The organism is Pseudoduganella sp. GW821-FHT12E03 (assembly GCF_058807115.1).
Genome location: NZ_JBXAQJ010000015.1, coordinates 98,937 through 115,669, shown reverse-complemented (window position 1 = coordinate 115,669; position 16,733 = coordinate 98,937). Strand labels below are relative to the sequence as shown.

Here is a 16,733-nt window from a genome sequence, read left to right as displayed (position 1 = left end):
CGCGGGGCGCGGCTCAGCATTGGCTCCCATCTTACCAGCCAAGCGGGAGGCAACGCATCATGCAACGTGTTCAGAAAATCCTAACAGTTCTTAGGATTTTGCTGGCAAGTCCAGGAAGTCATGAAAAATCCTAACGATCATTAGGATTTCCCATCCCCTTCCTCTGGCAACCTCAGTGCCTCGCGCACCGCCGCCACACGCGCCTGGTGCACCCGTTCAGGAATCCGCTGCGGCTGATCCGCGCACGATTGCGCGATTTCTCCCGCGTTGACGGCGCGGGCGGCCGCCAGGGCGGTTTCCAGGTGCGCCAGCGGCGGATAGGGGCAGTCCGCATCCTGTTCTTCAGCGCCACAGGCCCCGGCTTGCGACGCCAGCAGCAACTGGCTGAAGCGGGCCGGCTTGCGGAAACCGTCGCAGCGTTCCAGCAGCTTGACGATGGCGCCGGCATCCAGCGCCAGCGCATCGGCCACCACCTCACGTTCGCGCGCCGCCATCACGGCCAGGTCGCGGCACTCGGCCGGCACTTTCAGGCGCTTGCACAACTGGTCTGCCGCTTTCAGCGCCTCCGCCGAACCGCCCAGCCCTTGCAGCAAGGCGGCAAACCGCACCGGCAAATCGAGGCCGGCAGCCGCCGCATGATCGATCACGCGCATCGCCTGCGGGCCGGCATCGAGTTCCGGCATGATGCGCGCCAACGCGCCGCAATCGCGCAGCACGTCGAACATGCGCGACGGCGCCGCTTCCATCAAACCGCGCGACACTTCCTGCCACACCCGTTCGGCCACCAGCGCATCGGCTTCGCCATGCTCCACCATGTGCCGCATCAGCGCATTGGTTTCCGGCGCCACCGTGAAGTCGCCATAGCGCGCCGCAAAGCGCGCCACGCGCAGGATGCGGACCGGGTCTTCGGCAAACGCATCCGACACGTGGCGGAACACGCGCGCAACAATGTCGGCGCGACCATTGAAGGGGTCGATCAGGGTACCGTCGGCCGCCTTGGCAATCGCATTGACGGTCAGGTCGCGCCGGATCAAATCCTGTTCCAGGGTGACATCGGGCGAGGTGTGGAAGACGAAGCCTTTATAGCCGGGCGCGGTTTTGCGCTCGGTGCGCGCCAGCGCATATTCTTCCTGGGTTTGCGGGTGCAGGAACACCGGGAAATCCTTGCCGACCGGGCGGAACCCCTGGCGCACCATGTCTTCCGGGGTCGCCCCCACCACCACGTGGTCATGGTCCTGGACGGGCAATCCCAGCAGCTCGTCGCGGACCGCACCGCCGACCACATAGACTTGCATTGCCATCAGTCCGGCATTTCCGCGTCGTGCAGCGGGCAGGTTTCGGTTTCCGCCATGGCTTCCTCGGTCCAGCGCGCCACGGCGGGATGGTTGCGCACGCGTTCGCAATAGCCATTCAGCGCGGGCGGCAACGTCACGCCATAGGTGTGGAAGCGCATCACCACCGGCGCGTAATACGCGTCGGCAATCGAGAATTCGCCGAACAGGAAACCGGAGTGGCCGCCAGTATGGCCAAAGCGCGCCAGGCACTCTTCCCAGATTTCACTGATGCGGCCGATATCGGCCTGGGTGCCGGGCGTGCGGCCCTTGCCGGGATAGCGGCCCTTGATGTTCATCGACATCGAGGTGCGCAGGCTGGAAAAGCCCGAATGCATTTCCGCGCAGACGGAACGCGCCATCGCGCGCGCCGCCACGTCCTGCGGCCACAAGTGTTTTTCCTGGAATTGCTCGGCCAGGTATTCGCAAATGGCCAGGCTGTCCCAGATCGTTATCTCACCGGCCAGCAACACCGGCACCCGGCCGCAGGCCGAATACGCGGCGATCTTGTTGGCCGTGTCTTGCTGGTCCAGCAGCACGCGCACTTCATGGAACGGAATATTAAAGGCCGTCATCGCGACCCACGGACGCATCGACCACGACGAATAGTTCTTGTTACCGATCACCAGGGTCAGGCCCGGTTCACGTGCGGCGGCGAGGGTTTGCGTCAACAGGGGATCGAGTTCAGTTTGCATGGATCTGGGTTCCAATGGGGTAGTGTTATCTGAAAAAATCAGCGGCCGCCGAAGGCGGCTTCCTGCAATTGCTGTTCGGTATAGCCCTTGGGCGCCACGCTGCCGATGCGCGCTTTCAGCGATTGCGGCTTACCCTCGAACAGGGCGGCGTAATAGGTGGCGTTGGACATCACGTTTTTCACGTAGGTGCGGGTCTCGAAAAACGGAATCGATTCAATGAACACCGCCGATTCCATCGGCTTGTCGAGGGTGGCGCGCCACGAGCGCAGGCGGCCCGGGCCCGCGTTGTATGCGGCCGAGGCCAGCACTTGCGAGCCATCCATGTTCCCCAGCACCATGTTCATGTAATTGGTGCCCAGCAGGATATTGGTGCGCACGTCCGTGATGGCGTCCGACACATAATCGCTCAGCCCGATTTTCTTGGCGACCCAGCGCGCGGTGGACGGCATCACCTGCATCAGGCCGGACGCGCCGGCATGCGATTGCGCATCCATGATGAAGCGCGACTCTTGCCGGATCAGGCCATACACCCATGCTTTATCCAGCCCCAGCGTCTGCGTGGCCGGATGCATGATGTCGTCATGCGGCACGGGGAAGCGCTGGGTGTAATCGACTTGCACGCGGGTGCGGTCCGAGGTGTTGACCATGCGGTCCAGGATATGGTGTTGCCGCGCGAATTCCGCCGCCGCCAGGTGCTCACGTTCGTTCAGGCTGCGCAATTCCCAGTTCCATTCCCGCGTTCCTTCGAAGCGCAGGCGCATGCCAAAGAATTTCAGCGCGCGCTGGAAGCCCGGACGGGCGGCGATCGCGGCCACTTCGCTGTCCGTCAACGGCGCGCCGGGCGGCGGGATCGTCACCAGTTTGCCCAATTCTTCCTGCGCCAGCTGGCCGTAGAAATGCGGCTGGTCGGCAATCGTGCGCAGCAGTTGCGCGGCTTCGCCGGACGGCTGGGCGCCCGGATGTTCCGCCATCAGCGCCCGGGCCTTCCAGTACACCCACGCCGGATCGCTGCGCAGCGCTTCCGGCATGGCGGCGATATTCTTTTTCACCTGCTTCCAGTCGCCGTTGCGCAGCGCGAAGCGGGTCTTCCACTGGTGCTGGTCCAGCGACAGCGGCGCACCGTTCGACTTGTGCCAGTAGTCGGCGGTTTCCGGCGCCAGCGAATACGACGATTGCAGCGCGATATTGGCCCAGCCGATCGCCTGTTCCTGCGCGGTGAGTTTCGGCGCCGCCTTGTTCAGCGCCAGCACCGCGAGTTTCATGCTTGTCTTCGACGCGCGGCCGACCGCCACCAGGAAGGTTTCATGGTCGGCCTTGGACACGCCGGCGCCTTTGGCCAGGGCCACCAGCGGCACATCCACCGCCTGGGAAATTTTTTTGTCGACGCCGCCCAGCAACAGGATCGCGCGGCGTGCCTGGCCGGTGGCATTGAATTCGCCCGCCAGCCGCACCTGCGCCCACACATCGTCGGCGGAAAACTGGCCGGCCTGGAACAAGGTGGCGATCAGGCCCGCGCAGGCTTCGCCATAACCATTGGGCTGCGTCAGCAGGGCGCGCGCATCGTCCGCCACCTTGATGCCTTTGAGGGCTTTCGATTGCAGCGCATAGCATTTGACTTGCGTATCGTCGTTCAGCACGAATAGCGGGAACTGGTCATCGAAGTTCGGCCAGTCTTTCTTGCGGCCCAGCTCCAGCAGCCAGTCATTGCGCAAGCGGTCGGCTATCGCGCTGCCTTCGTGGCGCTTGAGGAATTCACGGATATCGTAGGTGGCGGCATCCCGCAAACGGGATTTCAGCCGATAATAATCAACGTACGACGGAATGGAATAATTGCCCAGCCGCGCGCCGTAAAAATCCACTTTGGCCGGTTCGTCCTTGCGCACGGCTTCGCGCAGCAACAGGAAGGCATCGTCTTCCTTGCGGGAGTCGAGGTCGTCAGCGTGGACTTGGGATGTTGCGGATGCGAAAGCACAGGCAATCGCAATGCCGGCTATCCATTTCGAAGGGGAAATCAAGGTACGACTCTCACAAAAAAACCAGACATGACCAGCGATCCAAGAATACCACGCAACCCAGCCACGCCACCAGACAAACTGCCCGCCGGAAAAGCTGAATTAAGGAAACAATTGCTGGCATTGCGCCGCGCCCTAGCCCCGGAAACACGGGCCGCGTGGGACCTGGCGCTGTGCGCCAACGTGCTGGCGTGGCAGGACGCAAACCAGGTGCGGGAATTGGGCGTGTACTGGCCGCTGCGCGACGAACCGGATTTACGGCCCGCCTATGACGAACTGGCCCGGCGCGGCGTACGGCTGCTGCTGCCGGTGGTGGTGGCCAGGGATGCGGCGCTGGAGTTTGCCGAATGGACCATCGGCGAAGCCATGGTCAAGGACACCATGGGGGTGGCGGTGCCGGCGGATTTGCGCATGACGGCGTATCCGCCGGCCTTGCTGGTGCCGTGTTTAGGTTACAACCCGCACCGCTTCCGCCTCGGTTATGGCGGCGGCTTTTATGACCGTACCCTGGAACACGCGCCACGGCCGGCCACGGCGGGGATCGCCTACCGTTGCCTGCAGGCGGATTTTCCGGACGATCCGCATGACGTCGCACTCGATGTCATGCTGACCGAAGCGTAAGCGCCCGCAGGCGGCAGGTCAGATCCAGCCGCTTTTCCAAGCCACCGACAACAGCAGGCAAGTAAAACCCAGCATGCCGAGCTGCATTGCATATTGCTTGATCAGGATGGCGGCCCGGTGGCTGGGCGCCGGCGCCGTGACGGGGGGCAGACAGGTCAAAAACACGGCCAGGTAGCCGACGCTTTTCAGCAAGTCGGCGCCGCTGCCGTTGGTGATCCCCGATACCAGTGCGGCAATCATGCCGACAAATAAAACTGGGCACAGAATATATTTCATAAGATTCCATCCATCCGGACGCGGCCGACGGGCCGCGCCAAACCGGCACAGGCGCACGGGGCGCCCCTGCCCTTTACACCAGGCGCTGCCACAGCGCCGTGGTCGGCGCCGCCTGGTTCATGCTGTAGAAGTGGATGCCCGGGGCGCCGCCCTTGAGCAGGCGCTGGGCCAGGTCCGTCACCACGTCGAGGCCGAAGGCCTTGATCGATGCCGTGTCGTCGCCAAAACTGGCCAGTTTCAGGCGCACCCAGCGTGGAATTTCCGCGCCGCACATGTCGGAAAAACGCATCAGCTGCGTGTAATTCGTGATCGGCATGATGCCCGGCACGATCGGCACCGTGACGCCGGCCTTGGTGGCCTGGTCGACAAAATGGAAGTACGCATCCGCGTTGTAGAAATACTGGGTGATGGCGGCATTGGCACCGGCATTCACCTTGCGCACAAACGCTTCCAGGTCGTGCTGCGGCGAACGGGCTTGCGGGTGCACTTCCGGATACGCGGCCACTTCGATGTGGAACCAGTCGCCGGTTTCCGCGCGGATGAATTCCACCAGTTCATTGGCATAACGGAATTCGCCGGAAGCGCCATAGCCGCTCGGCAAGTCGCCGCGCAGCGCCACCAGGCGGCGGATAGCGTGCGATTTGTATTCGTTCAGGATGGCGCGGATCGATTCACGGGTGCCGCCGATGCACGACAGGTGTGGCGCGGCATCTTCGCCGGCAGCCATGATTTCACGCACGGTGTCGAGCGTGCCGTTTTGCGTGGTGCCGCCGGCGCCAAACGTCACGGAAAAATACTTGGGGTGCAATTCGGACAGCTTGGCGCGCGTCACGCGCAGCTTTTCCGCGCCTTCCGCCGTCTTGGGCGGAAAGAATTCAATACTGAAATTAGGAGTTTCCATCTGCATTCTTCAAAAGTAAGGTAGACAGAGCCCAGGAAATCACGCTGTACAAGATTGCGCCGCCCATTGCGGACCAGAAGCTATCGACGTGGAAGCCGTCCACCCATTGCGCCACCAGCCAGAACATGAAGCCATTGATGACGAGGATGAACAAGCCCAGCGACAGCAACGTCACAGGCAAAGTAAGCAGCAGCAAAACGGGACGTATCAGGGTGTTGACCAGGCCCAGCACAAGGGCTGCAACCAGGGCGGCGCCAATGCTTGTGACATCGACGGAATGCATCAGGTAGGGCACGGCAAGCAGGGCGGCCGCATTGATTAACCAGGTAAGGACCAAACGCATAAAGAGCCTCGCAACCGCACGTTGCAAAGACCGCGTGCGCGGTCCTTGCAACGGCTTGGACAACATGGGTGCCGGGCCTTCAGGCCGGGCATCCACATATTAGTAACGGTAGTGGTCAGGCTTGTAAGGGCCTTGGACTTGCACGTTGATGTACGCAGCCTGTTCTTCGGTCAGGGTGGTCAGCTTCGCGTTGAGCTTTTTCAGCTGCAGGCGGGCGACTTTCTCGTCCAGGTGTTTCGGCAGCGTGTACACGCCGACCGGATACGCCTTGATGTTGCTGAACAGTTCGATCTGCGCGATGGTCTGGTTCGCGAACGACGACGACATCACGTACGACGGGTGGCCGGTGCCGCAACCCAGGTTCACCAGGCGGCCTTCGGCCAGCAAGATAATACGTTTGCCATCAGGGAAGATCACGTGGTCGACTTGCGGCTTGATGTTTTCCCACTCGTATTTCTTCAGCGACGCCACATCGATTTCATTGTCGAAGTGACCGATGTTGCAGACGATGGCCTGGTCTTTCATGGCCAGCATGTGCTGTTCGGTCAGGATGTGGTAGTTGCCGGTGCAGGTCACGAAGATGTCGCCCTGCGATGCGGCTTCATCCATCGTCACCACGCGGTAGCCTTCCATGGCCGCCTGCAGGGCGCAGATCGGGTCGATCTCGGTGACCCACACTTGCGCCGACAGCGCGCGCATGGCCTGGGCCGAACCCTTGCCCACGTCACCGTAGCCGGCGATCACGGCGATCTTGCCTGCGATCATCACGTCGGTGGCGCGCTTGATGCCGTCCACCAGCGATTCGCGGCAGCCGTACAGGTTGTCGAACTTCGACTTGGTGACGGAATCGTTGACGTTGATGGCCGGGAAGGCCAGCTTGCCGTCCTTGTGCATCTGGTACAGGCGGTGCACGCCGGTGGTGGTTTCTTCCGTCACGCCCATGATTTCCGGCAGGCGCTTGGAGTACCAGGTGGCGTCCTTGGCCAGGTGGGCCTTGATCGAGTTGAACAGGCAGATTTCTTCTTCCGAACCCGGGTTGTTCAGCACCGAAATGTCTTTTTCAGCGCGCACGCCCAGGTGCAGCAGCAGGGTGGCGTCGCCGCCATCGTCCAGGATCATGTTCGAATACACGGCATTGCCGGCGGCGTCGTTCGGCCACTCGAAGATGCGGTGCGTGTATTCCCAGTATTCGTCCAGGTTTTCGCCCTTGACGGCGAACACCGGCGTGCCGACGGCGGCGATCGCGGCGGCGGCGTGGTCTTGTGTGGAGTAAATGTTACACGAGGCCCAGCGCACTTGCGCGCCCAGCGCTTCCAGCGTGCGGATCAGCACGGCGGTCTGGATGGTCATGTGCAGCGAACCGGTGATGCGCGCGCCTTTCAGCGACTGGGCAGCGGCGAATTCTTCACGGATGGCCATCAGGCCAGGCATTTCCGTTTCAGCAATCTTGATTTCTTTTTCGCCCCAGGCCGCCAGGCCGATGTCAGCGATGATGTAGTCTTGCGAGGATTTCAATGCGGCGTTCATCACGCCCTCCTTTCAGTTAGTTGAAAAAAGTAACGTGAGCGCGGTGTTGATGTCCGAGCCTGGCCAGGTGACTGGTCGCAGCGCTCCTCGGAACGGATAATTTTAGCAGAAAACTCGCTGCGCCGGAGCAGTCCGGCGCAGCGTTACAACATCAGATCTTACAGTCCCGCAGCGGCGCGCAGGATCGCGGCCTTGTCCGTAAATTCCTCAACCTGGATTCCGGCCCAGCCGGCTGCGCCAGATTACAGGCCGGCAGCGGCGCGCAGGATCGCAGCCTTGTCCGTGCGTTCCCACGTGAATTCCGGCTCTTCACGGCCGAAGTGGCCGTATGCCGCGGTTTTCGCGTAGATCGGACGCAGCAGGTCCAGCATTTGCACGATGCCTTTCGGGCGCAGGTCGAAGTGTTCCTGCACCAGTTGGGCGATTTTCTCGTCAGCGATCACGCCCGTACCTTCGGTGTAGACGGTGATGTTGATCGGACGCGCCACGCCGATCGCGTACGACACTTGCACCTGGCACTGGCGCGCCAGGCCGGCGGCCACGATGTTTTTCGCCACATAACGGGCCGCGTAGGCTGCCGAACGGTCCACTTTCGATGGATCCTTGCCGGAGAACGCGCCGCCGCCGTGCGGCGCCGCGCCGCCGTAGGTGTCCACAATGATCTTGCGGCCGGTCAGGCCGCAATCGCCCTGCGGGCCGCCGATAACAAAACGGCCGGTCGGGTTGACCAGGAACTTGGTGCCATTCAGCCATGCCGACGGCAGCACCGGCTTGATGATTTCTTCGATGACGGCTTCTTCGATCTGCCTGTGGGTAACGTCCGGATGGTGCTGGGTCGACAGCACCACGGTATCGACCGCGACTGGCTTGCCATCCACGTAACGCAGGGTGACTTGCGATTTCGCATCCGGACGCAGCCATGGCAGGCGGCCATCCTTGCGCAGCTGCGACTGGCGCTCGACCAGGCGGTGCGAGTAGTAAATCGCGGCCGGCATCAGTTCCGGGGTTTCATCGCACGCGTAGCCGAACATCAGGCCCTGGTCGCCGGCGCCCTGGTCCAGGTCGATACCGGCGCCTTCATCAACGCCTTGGGCGATGTCCGGCGATTGCTTGTCATAAGCAACCAGCACGGCGCAACCCTTGTAATCGATACCGTATTCCGTGTTGTCGTAACCGATACGCTTGATGGTTTCGCGCGCCACCTGGATGTAATCGACGTTGGCGTGGGTGGTGATTTCACCGGCCAGCACCACCAGACCGGTGTTGCACAGGGTTTCAGCGGCGACGCGGGCTTTCGGGTCCTGCGCCAGGATGGCGTCCAGGATGGCATCGGAAATCTGGTCGGCGACCTTGTCCGGGTGGCCTTCGGAAACGGATTCAGAGGTAAACAAATAATCAACGGGCATCACAAGCTCCTGATAATGGTTGAATAAACATGTCGCAACAACCAAAACGGGCTTGCGACGCTTTAGCGAGATTTATATTCCGCCTCGCAAGTTGTCTGTTAACTCAGCGGATACTACGAACGTGGTATTTTACGCTTCTTTGAAAATTTTGGCAGGGCAAAAGCGCTTGCTGCACCGAACGATCCATGCTTGTTTCCATCTTCCGCTTCTTTTCCCACTTTCCTTTGCCGGTATTGCATGCATTGGGCGCTGTCCTGGGCTGGCTGGTTTACCTGTTGTCGCCATCGTACCGCCGCCGCATGAAACAGAACATGCGCCAGGCCGGCTTTGAACAACACTTGGGCAGCGCCATTGCCGAGTCAGGAAAAAGCATAGCCGAACTGCCGTTCATCTGGTGCGCCTCGCCTGAAAAAGTGTCGCGCCACGCCACAGTGGAAAACTGGCAATTGGTACAAAGTACATTGGACGCGGGACGCGGCATTGTCTTCCTGACGCCCCACCTGGGCTGCTTTGAAATTGTCGCGCAGGAAATCGCGCTGCGGCAGGAATTGATGGTCATGTACCGCCCGCCCCGCAAGGAAGCACTGAAGCCGCTGATCGAAGGCGCGCGCGCGCGCGCCAACCTGCTGTTGGCGCCGGCGACCATGTCGGGCGTGCGCATGCTGGCCAAGTTCCTGAAAAAAGGCGCGCCGGTCGGCATCTTGCCGGACCAGGTGCCGCAGGAAGGCGAAGGCGTGTTTGCCGATTTCTTTGGCCGCACCGCCTACACCATGACCTTGCCCGCCAAGCTGGCGCAGCTGGGGGATGCGGTCGTCATCGCCACCTATGCGGAGCGCTTGCCGTTCGGCCGTGGCTATGTGATCCGCTTCGTGCCGTTCGACGGCACCCTGGAAGGCGATTCGGCGCAACAGGCGCGCGCCATCAATGCCGCGATGGAAAAACTGATCGCCCGCGCACCGGCTCAATATTACTGGAGCTATAACCGGTATAAGGTGCCGTCCGGCGCGGCCGCGAAGCAGGAGGCGGCATGAGGATCTTATTGGGATTCATGTGGCTGCTGCACTGGCTGCCCTTGCCCGTGCTGGGCCGCTTTGGCACGGCGGTCGGTTCGCTGCTGTTCGCGGTGATGAAACCGCGCCGCGACATCACGCTGACGAACTTGCGGCTGACCATGCCGGAATTGACGGAGCAGCAGCGTATCGCGCTGGCGCGGCGCCATTTCCAAGGCTATGCGCGCAGCGTGTTCGAGCGCGGCATTTTGTGGTGGGCGCCGCAGCGGCGCCTGAAGCGCCTGATCAAGGTGGTGGCCTTTGACGGCCCGCATCCGGACACCAATGGCGTCCCGGTGGCGGCGATTGCCGCCCAGCCGACGATCTTGCTGTGCCCCCATTTCGTGTGCCTGGACGTGGCCGGCGCCACGGTCGCGATGGAAATGTCGGCGTCGTCCATGTATGTGCAGCAAAAGAACAAGGTCTTCGACCAGGTGCTGCGCGATGGCCGCGGGCGCTTCCAGCCCGTCAAACTGTTTACGCGCCACGACGGCATCAAGCCCATCCTGCGGGCGCTGAAAGAAAAACTGCCCTACTTCATGTTGCCGGACATGGATTTCGGCGAAAAGGATGCGGAATTCGTGCCCTTCTTCGGCGTCCCGTGCGCCACCCTGACGGCCACCGCCCGGATTGCCGCCACCACGGGTGCGCAAGTGATGCCCGTCATCAGCACCTTCCTGCCCGATTACCAGGGCTGGCAAGTACAATTTTATGCACCGTGGCAGAATTACCCAGGCCCTGACATGGTGGAAGCCACGCGCCGCATGAATGCCTTTATCGAGGACCGCGTGCGCGAGGCGCCGGCAGAGTATTTCTGGACGCATAAGCGGTTCAAGACCCGCCCCAACGGCGAAGCGTCGCTTTATACAGGAAAAAATTAATGAAACTGAAGTTCACCAAAATGCACGGCGCCGGCAATGACTTTGTCGTGATCGACGCCATCAACCAGCAAATCGATTTCACGCCCGCGCAATGGCAACACCTGGGCGACCGCCGCTTTGGCGTGGGCGCCGACCAGATGCTGGTGGTGGAAAAATCCACCCGCCCCGACTGCGATTTCCGCTACCGCATCTTTAACAGCGATGGCGGCGAAGTGGAGCAGTGCGGCAATGGGTCGCGCGCCTTCGTGAAATTCGTGGTGGAAAAAGGCTTAACGGACAAAAAGAGCATTACCGTGGAAACCATGGCGGGCGTGATTGCACCGCGCCTGGAAGACAATGGCGCCATCACGGTCGACATGGGCGCCCCGATCCTCGAACCGGCCCGGGTGCCGTTCGATGCGGAAGGCTTGAGCGGTGTCGCGGAAGGCCGCGACACGCTGTGGCCGCTGACCCTGGAACTGGGCGGCAACAAGGAAACCGTGCTGGTGTCGGTGGTTTCGATGGGCAATCCGCATGCGGTGCAAATCGTGCCGGACGTTGACACCGCGCCGGTCGAGCTGAACGGCCCGCTGATTGAAAACCACCCGCGCTTCCCGCGCCGCGTCAACGCCGGCTTCATGCAGGTCGTGGACCGCCAGCACGTACGCCTGCGCGTATTCGAGCGGGGCGTGGGCGAGACGCTGGCGTGCGGCACCGGCACCTGCGCGGCCGTGGTGGCCGGCATCCGCCGTGGCTTGCTCGATTCGCCGGTGCGCGTCGATGCGCGCGGCGGCCAGTTGTCGATCGCCTGGGACGGCGAAGGCCAGCCCGTCTGGCTGACAGGTCCCGCAGTCACCGTGTTCGAAGGCGAAATCGACATTTAAACCAACCCGCCTTGCGGCCACGGCGCCGCTCAGGCCACCGCCAGTCCGTCGTCGTCCAGCGCTTGCAAGGTCTTCAGGCGGTACAGGCGCTGGCGGTAATTGCCTTCCGGTCCGTCCATGCTGCAATCGACGGGCTCGAACAACCGCACCATCCGGTCCAGCGCCTGGCGCTGCTGGGCAGTCCGCACCAGCACCAGGCGGCGCTTGCTGCGGCCATAGCTGGCGCGGATATCGACCACCAGACAGTGCCCCTGGTCAGCCGCGCCGATATCAAGCAACAGCGCTTCGGCCCGTGTCAGGCTGAATAACTGCGCCAGTTCGATGCGGGCCGCCAGCAGCGGCAAGCTATGCTGCCAGTCGCGCAGTTCCGGCAAGCCGGCGGTCCATTCGGCCGCGTCCGGCGCTTCCGGCGCAATCCGCAACAACGCGGCTTCCGCTTCTTTCGCCCCCTGGGCGGCGGCTTGTTGCAGCCAATACGCGGCGCGCACGTCATTTTGTTCATCGCCACGGCGGGAGCGCCAGGCATGGATGCCACACTCGAGCTGAGCGGCGCTGTGCCCCATGCCGGCTGCGCGCTCCAGGCACGCCTGCGCTTCGGCCACACTGCGCTGTGAAAATTCCGGTTTGATATAAATGCGCGACAGGGCAAACCAGGCGTCAGCCAGCCCCTGTTCCCCGGCTTGCGTCAGCCAGCGGATGGCGCGCTTGAAATTCGCCGCCGCAATGCCATCGGACACGCGGGCGCCATCACAGGTCATGCGCGCAAACCACAATCCCAGCGCCAGTTGCGCGCCACGGTCGCCGCCAAACGCGGCCAGTTCGCAGTAACGCTGGCGCTCGGCCTGGCGTTCCGCGTCGCCGGCGTCATCGGATTCCGCCATGGCCTGGGCGCAGCGCGCCAGCAACAGCACCTGATCCGGCATTGGCTGCCAGCCGCATGCGCGGGCCGCCTCGGCATCTTGCGGCGCATCTTGCACCAGTTGCCGCACCAGCGGCAATGCCTGCACCAGGAACAGCACACGCGGCAGCTTGTCCCAGGCTTGCGCCAGCGCGGTATGGCCGGCGTCGTCTTCGCTCCCGGCCACGGCGGGCGACGGCAGCGGCGGCGCCATACCGGCCGGGCGCGCAGGGTGGCGCTGTTGCGCCAGCAACCGTACCGCGTCCGGCAACCCGGCGCGGGCCGCGCTTTCCAGCGCCGCCATGGCCTTGCTGCGCAGGGGCGCGCTGACCGCGTCCGGCGCCGGCAAGACCAGTTGCGCCAGCACCAGGCCGGCTTGTGTCACGCCCGCATCCCAGGCCCGCTCATACCAGGGCAACACCCCGGGGCTGCGGCGCGCATGTTCCACGCCAACGTGCCGGCCAATCAGGCGCCAGGCCTCGTCGCGGCCCTGCAAGGCGGCACGGTGCAGCCAATGCAGCGCGGTCGGCGCGCTTTGCGGAAGGCTGACGCCGCCAAACAAGTAAAGCTTGCCTAATGCCAGCTGGCATTCGGCATCGCCGGCGCGCGCCCCTCGGATCATTCCTAGTTCTTCACGATTTGCCATCGTTCCACTATTAATATGATTCATTCAAGAAAACGCTGCGTTAAGCCGCAAAATAAAATCCCTGCGTCCAGGCGCATTTACTAATCTTGCCACATTTCAACTAATCGGCACTACTCCCAAGTGACGTAAAGTGGTGTTAATGCGTCATACAACAGTGCTGTAAGAATCACGTAAGTATTTGATATTGCTCAAATATTCCATTACCTTCCGGCAGTTACTCTGTACTACTACGTATTTACAAACCGAAAGGACATATGGATAAAACATCAGCAATCGTGGACAATGGCTGACGTTACAAAAATACAACAGAAAGCCATGCATCTTTGGCTTTCAACCAATACTCACCGTCATAATCGACCAATCTTTCGCGTGAATTCGTCGCTGGCAATTAAGGTTTAGGCCATCTGTGCGCCGTATTCACTGCACTTTACGCTTTTGATTGTCGAACGATTCTTATAAAAGGAACAGCAAATGAAAAAATCATTGGTGGCCCTGGCCTTGTTAGGGGCATTTTCCGGAGCGCAGGCGCAGTCGTCGGTCATTATTTACGGCACCCTGGATGCAGGCTTTGCCAAAACAACCAATACCACGCCCGGCGTTTCCAGCCCGACCACCATCGGCAAGCGTGACAACAACAAACTCGGTTTCCGTGGCACGGAAGACCTGGGCAACGGCCTGAAAGCGTTGTTCCACCTGGAAATCCGCCTGGAGCCGGACACCGGCACGATTGAAGGCGTGACCCGCCCGCTGTTCCAGGGCCAGAGCCGCGTTGGCCTGCAGGGTGACTTCGGCACCGTGCGCCTGGGCCGTGGCCTGACCGCGCTGCAGGAATCGACCGTGGCGTTTGAACCATGGAGCGGCTTGCCCAACGTGGCCGGCTACCAGACCGACCTGCAAGTCGGCGGCTACCGCACATCGCTGGCCGGCAGCGGCAGTGATCCGCTGGGCCTGGCGGCCAATTCGGGCAACCGCTTTTCCAACGCCGTGTTCTACAACACGCCGAACTACAACGGCTTCCAGCTGAACGTCACCTGGGGCACCCGGGAAAACAATGGTGGCCCAGGCGCCGCCATTGTCGGCCGTGGCACCGCGGCGGCGCCACAATACGCGGCGGGCGCCATGGGATCGGCGTATCCGTATTCGGTCAGCGCCACCTACTCGGCGCCGGGTTCCGCACCACAGTATTCGGTCTTGCTGGCCACCGAACGCAATGCCACCGAAGCCAAGCTGTACCAGGTTGCCGCTTATGTCCGCCCGCTGCCTGCGCTGAAACTGATGGCGACGTATAACAAGCAAGACCTGGAACATTTCATCGCGGCCGGCCGGCCCAACTCGGAAATGAATTCCTGGGTGCTGGGCTTGAACTACACGATGGGCCCGGGCAAGCTGTTGCTGGGCTATGGCCAGAAAGATCCGGAACTGGTGGCAAAAACCAAGCAGGCGTCGATCGGCTATGAATACAACCTGTCGCCACGCACGTATGTCTATCTGGACCTGTCGAACAAAAAACTGCCAACCACGGCAGCGTCGACGGTCAACATGACGCAAAACCATTACTCGGCGGGTATCCACCACAACTTCTGATCGGTTTCACACCATCAGCCTGCAAGCCCCGGACTGGTTCCGGGGCTTTTTATTTGGACTGCTGTGTCCTTTTTGCAACCATGTCCGTTCGAGCCACATGGCTTCCTGTACAACGCGCTCGATCAATGTCATCCTAGCCAGCAAGAATTAGCACACACGTACTATTTCACCTACAAAAAAATTACTCATCGGAGACACTAATGAAGGCCAAGTTACTCGCAGCTGGTATTGCCGCCGTTTTCGCCGCACCTGCCATGGCGCAATCGTCCGTGGTCATTTACGGTATTGCCGACGCCGGCATCATGTATGTCAATAACGGCGGTGGCGACTCCAAGACCAAACTGGTCAGCGGTATCGCCGATGGCTCCCGCCTCGGCTTCCGTGGCACGGAAGACATGGGCGGTGGCTTCAAAGCCATCTTCAACCTGGAAGCCCGGGTTGAATTGGACAACGGCAAGCAGCAAGCCGGTAACCTGTCCAGCAACCAGACCGTGGCCCTGACCGAAGGCTTGAACTACACCATCCCGGCCGCCGCGGGTGGCGCCGCCACGGCCGCCAAGCTGCTGGCCGGCGTACAGGCCGCGCTGAACCCGGCCGTGAACGTCAACATCAACAACGCGCTGTTCGACCGCACCTCGATGGTCGGCCTGGTCACCCCGGTGGGCGCCGTCCTGCTGGGCCGCATGTACACGCCAGGCTATGAAGTACTGGCGGCGGGCGACGTGTTTGAATCGGGCACGGCAGCCGGCTGGGGCGGCATCGTGGGCGGCACCGGCGGCCTGCTGACGGCCGGCGTCACGATCCGTTCCGACAAAGCGGTCCAGTACCGCATTGAAACCCCGTCCGGCTTCAAGGCCGCGGCGATGTACGGCTTTGAAAAGTCCGGCTACGTCGGCATGGACAAGCGCAACTGGGGCGCCAACGTGCGCTACGTGGCCAATGGCTGGGACGTGGGCCTGGGCCACAACTACGGCACCGACCAGGTCGGCGCCAAAGGCCTGGTGACCACCACCCTGGCCGGTTCGTACAGCACCGGCCCATGGAAACTGTTCCTGGGCACCCACAAGCAACAAAACCCGAATTCCGTGATCATCCGTTTCGCGATGGATACGCTGGCGCCAACCTTTGCCAGCTTCGGCACCGTGCTGGGCCCGATCCTGTCGGCGCAGACCACTGCCGCGCTGAAACGCAATTTCAACCTGGATGCGATCAGCTACCAGGCCGGTTTCCACTACAAGATGGGCGAAGGCCGCGTGATGGCGTCCGTGGTGCGCCAGGATGACAAGCGCGCCGACGCCAGCGACGCGACCCAGTTCGGTATCGGCTATGACTACAACATGTCCAAGCGTACCGACGTGTACCTGGTCGGCGCGTACATCAAGAATGAAAACGATGGCCAGTATGCGATTGGCGCGGCCAGCGCTTCGGGCGGCTTCACGGCCAAGCCTGGCATGTCCAGCAAGGGCGTGCAGATCGGCATGCGTCACCGCTTCTAAGATGAGGTGCCCGGCCTGAAAGCCCGGCCCCCATTGCTTAAAATGTGGATGCCCGGCCTGAAGGCCCGGCACCCATAGGTAAATCTTCCTGCTGGCGGGCCGCCCTGGCCCGCCGACTTCCCGACGGCGCGCCGCCACCCGCGGTGCGCTGCCTCCAGGCGCTCCGGCTTCAAAAATGCCGGAGCGCCTTTTTTGTCTCCGCTC

General features: G+C 62.0%; 15 protein-coding genes and 1 riboswitch. Of the genes, 6 read left to right on the top strand and 9 right to left on the bottom strand.

Going from position 1 to position 16,733, the window contains the following annotated elements:
- Positions 1-140: 140 nt before the first annotated feature.
- Genes AC1RRC_RS29820 through AC1RRC_RS29810 form a run of 3 tightly spaced genes read right to left on the bottom strand, consistent with a single transcriptional unit; the run spans position 141 to position 4,041 of the window.
- A complete protein-coding gene (locus AC1RRC_RS29820; protein WP_493059390.1) occupies positions 141-1,295 on the bottom strand; it encodes a multifunctional CCA addition/repair protein in 1,155 nt (384 codons plus the stop codon).
- Between the two features lie 5 nt (positions 1,296-1,300).
- On the bottom strand, positions 1,301-2,026 hold the full coding sequence (locus AC1RRC_RS29815; protein WP_493059345.1) for a glutathione S-transferase family protein: 726 nt from the start codon (positions 2,024-2,026) through the stop codon (positions 1,301-1,303).
- A gap of 38 nt (positions 2,027-2,064) precedes the next feature.
- Positions 2,065-4,041 (bottom strand): lytic transglycosylase domain-containing protein, encoded by a 1,977-nt coding sequence (locus AC1RRC_RS29810; protein WP_493059343.1) that lies wholly within the window; start codon positions 4,039-4,041, stop codon positions 2,065-2,067.
- Positions 4,042-4,068: 27 nt separating this feature from the next.
- Between AC1RRC_RS29810 and AC1RRC_RS29805 the strand changes: the two genes are divergently transcribed.
- Positions 4,069-4,659 (top strand): 5-formyltetrahydrofolate cyclo-ligase, encoded by a 591-nt coding sequence (locus tag AC1RRC_RS29805; protein ID WP_493059342.1) that lies wholly within the window; start codon positions 4,069-4,071, stop codon positions 4,657-4,659.
- A gap of 18 nt (positions 4,660-4,677) precedes the next feature.
- Here AC1RRC_RS29805 and AC1RRC_RS29800 read toward each other — a convergent pair whose 3' ends face one another.
- From AC1RRC_RS29800 to metK, 5 genes are all read right to left on the bottom strand, one after another.
- Entirely contained in the window at positions 4,678-4,935 is a 258-nt protein-coding gene (locus tag AC1RRC_RS29800; RefSeq protein WP_493059341.1) for a hypothetical protein, read from the bottom strand.
- A 73-nt stretch (positions 4,936-5,008) separates the two neighbouring features.
- Positions 5,009-5,836 carry a methylenetetrahydrofolate reductase [NAD(P)H] gene (metF, locus tag AC1RRC_RS29795; RefSeq protein ID WP_493059340.1) on the bottom strand — a complete coding sequence of 276 codons (828 nt, stop codon included), beginning with the start codon at positions 5,834-5,836 and terminating at the stop codon, positions 5,009-5,011.
- Positions 5,823-6,179: a phage holin family protein gene (locus tag AC1RRC_RS29790; protein WP_493059338.1), complete on the bottom strand. Its 357-nt coding sequence runs from the start codon at positions 6,177-6,179 to the stop codon at positions 5,823-5,825. Before AC1RRC_RS29790 ends, metF begins: the two co-directional genes overlap by 14 nt.
- A 99-nt stretch (positions 6,180-6,278) precedes the next feature.
- Positions 6,279-7,706, bottom strand: coding sequence for an adenosylhomocysteinase (gene ahcY / locus AC1RRC_RS29785; protein WP_493059337.1), 1,428 nt, complete (start codon positions 7,704-7,706; stop codon positions 6,279-6,281).
- Between the two features lie 29 nt (positions 7,707-7,735).
- Positions 7,736-7,801, bottom strand: a riboswitch (S-adenosyl-L-homocysteine riboswitch).
- Between the two features lie 147 nt (positions 7,802-7,948).
- A complete protein-coding gene (gene metK, locus AC1RRC_RS29780) occupies positions 7,949-9,112 on the bottom strand; it encodes a methionine adenosyltransferase (protein WP_493059336.1) in 1,164 nt (387 codons plus the stop codon).
- A gap of 185 nt (positions 9,113-9,297) precedes the next feature.
- Between metK and AC1RRC_RS29775 the strand changes: the two genes are divergently transcribed.
- The 3 genes from AC1RRC_RS29775 to dapF are packed head-to-tail and all read left to right on the top strand — an operon-like array spanning position 9,298 to position 11,905.
- Positions 9,298-10,143 carry a lysophospholipid acyltransferase family protein gene (locus AC1RRC_RS29775; RefSeq protein ID WP_493059335.1) on the top strand — a complete coding sequence of 282 codons (846 nt, stop codon included), beginning with the start codon at positions 9,298-9,300 and terminating at the stop codon, positions 10,141-10,143.
- Complete coding sequence (locus AC1RRC_RS29770) at positions 10,140-11,042, top strand: LpxL/LpxP family acyltransferase (RefSeq protein ID WP_493059334.1); 903 nt, start codon at positions 10,140-10,142, stop codon at positions 11,040-11,042. Before AC1RRC_RS29775 ends, AC1RRC_RS29770 begins: the two co-directional genes overlap by 4 nt.
- Positions 11,042-11,905, top strand: coding sequence for a diaminopimelate epimerase (dapF, locus tag AC1RRC_RS29765; RefSeq protein ID WP_493059333.1), 864 nt, complete (start codon positions 11,042-11,044; stop codon positions 11,903-11,905). Before AC1RRC_RS29770 ends, dapF begins: the two co-directional genes overlap by 1 nt.
- Before the next feature lie 29 nt (positions 11,906-11,934).
- On the opposite strand, the gene AC1RRC_RS29760 is transcribed toward dapF, so the two are convergent.
- The gene (locus AC1RRC_RS29760; protein ID WP_493059332.1) at positions 11,935-13,425 is read right to left on the bottom strand and encodes a tetratricopeptide repeat protein; all 1,491 of its coding nucleotides are present in this window, start codon (positions 13,423-13,425) and stop codon (positions 11,935-11,937) included.
- Positions 13,426-13,920: 495 nt separating this feature from the next.
- Between AC1RRC_RS29760 and AC1RRC_RS29755 the strand changes: the two genes are divergently transcribed.
- Both AC1RRC_RS29755 and AC1RRC_RS29750 read left to right on the top strand, forming a co-directional pair.
- Positions 13,921-15,033, top strand: coding sequence for a porin (locus AC1RRC_RS29755; RefSeq protein WP_493059331.1), 1,113 nt, complete (start codon positions 13,921-13,923; stop codon positions 15,031-15,033).
- Positions 15,034-15,233: 200 nt separating this feature from the next.
- Positions 15,234-16,529, top strand: a complete 1,296-nt coding sequence (locus tag AC1RRC_RS29750) for a porin (protein ID WP_493059330.1) — start codon at positions 15,234-15,236, stop codon at positions 16,527-16,529.
- Positions 16,530-16,733: the final 204 nt, after the last annotated feature.

Bases quoted from the DNA above. Each gene is read 5' to 3' on its own strand.
- AC1RRC_RS29805 (WP_493059342.1), top strand. From the start codon at position 4,069: ATGACCAGCGATCCAAGAATACCACGCAACCCAGCCACGCCACCAGAC.
- metF (WP_493059340.1), bottom strand. From the start codon at position 5,836: ATGGAAACTCCTAATTTCAGTATTGAATTCTTTCCGCCCAAGACGGCG.
- ahcY (WP_493059337.1), bottom strand. From the start codon at position 7,706: ATGAACGCCGCATTGAAATCCTCGCAAGACTACATCATCGCTGACATC.
- AC1RRC_RS29815 (WP_493059345.1), bottom strand. From the start codon at position 2,026: ATGCAAACTGAACTCGATCCCCTGTTGACGCAAACCCTCGCCGCCGCA.
- AC1RRC_RS29770 (WP_493059334.1), top strand. From the start codon at position 10,140: ATGAGGATCTTATTGGGATTCATGTGGCTGCTGCACTGGCTGCCCTTG.
- AC1RRC_RS29820 (WP_493059390.1), bottom strand. From the start codon at position 1,295: ATGCAAGTCTATGTGGTCGGCGGTGCGGTCCGCGACGAGCTGCTGGGA.
- AC1RRC_RS29790 (WP_493059338.1), bottom strand. From the start codon at position 6,179: ATGCGTTTGGTCCTTACCTGGTTAATCAATGCGGCCGCCCTGCTTGCC.
- AC1RRC_RS29755 (WP_493059331.1), top strand. From the start codon at position 13,921: ATGAAAAAATCATTGGTGGCCCTGGCCTTGTTAGGGGCATTTTCCGGA.
- AC1RRC_RS29760 (WP_493059332.1), bottom strand. From the start codon at position 13,425: ATGATCCGAGGGGCGCGCGCCGGCGATGCCGAATGCCAGCTGGCATTA.
- AC1RRC_RS29800 (WP_493059341.1), bottom strand. From the start codon at position 4,935: ATGAAATATATTCTGTGCCCAGTTTTATTTGTCGGCATGATTGCCGCA.
- dapF (WP_493059333.1), top strand. From the start codon at position 11,042: ATGAAACTGAAGTTCACCAAAATGCACGGCGCCGGCAATGACTTTGTC.
- AC1RRC_RS29775 (WP_493059335.1), top strand. From the start codon at position 9,298: ATGCTTGTTTCCATCTTCCGCTTCTTTTCCCACTTTCCTTTGCCGGTA.
- AC1RRC_RS29750 (WP_493059330.1), top strand. From the start codon at position 15,234: ATGAAGGCCAAGTTACTCGCAGCTGGTATTGCCGCCGTTTTCGCCGCA.
- metK (WP_493059336.1), bottom strand. From the start codon at position 9,112: ATGCCCGTTGATTATTTGTTTACCTCTGAATCCGTTTCCGAAGGCCAC.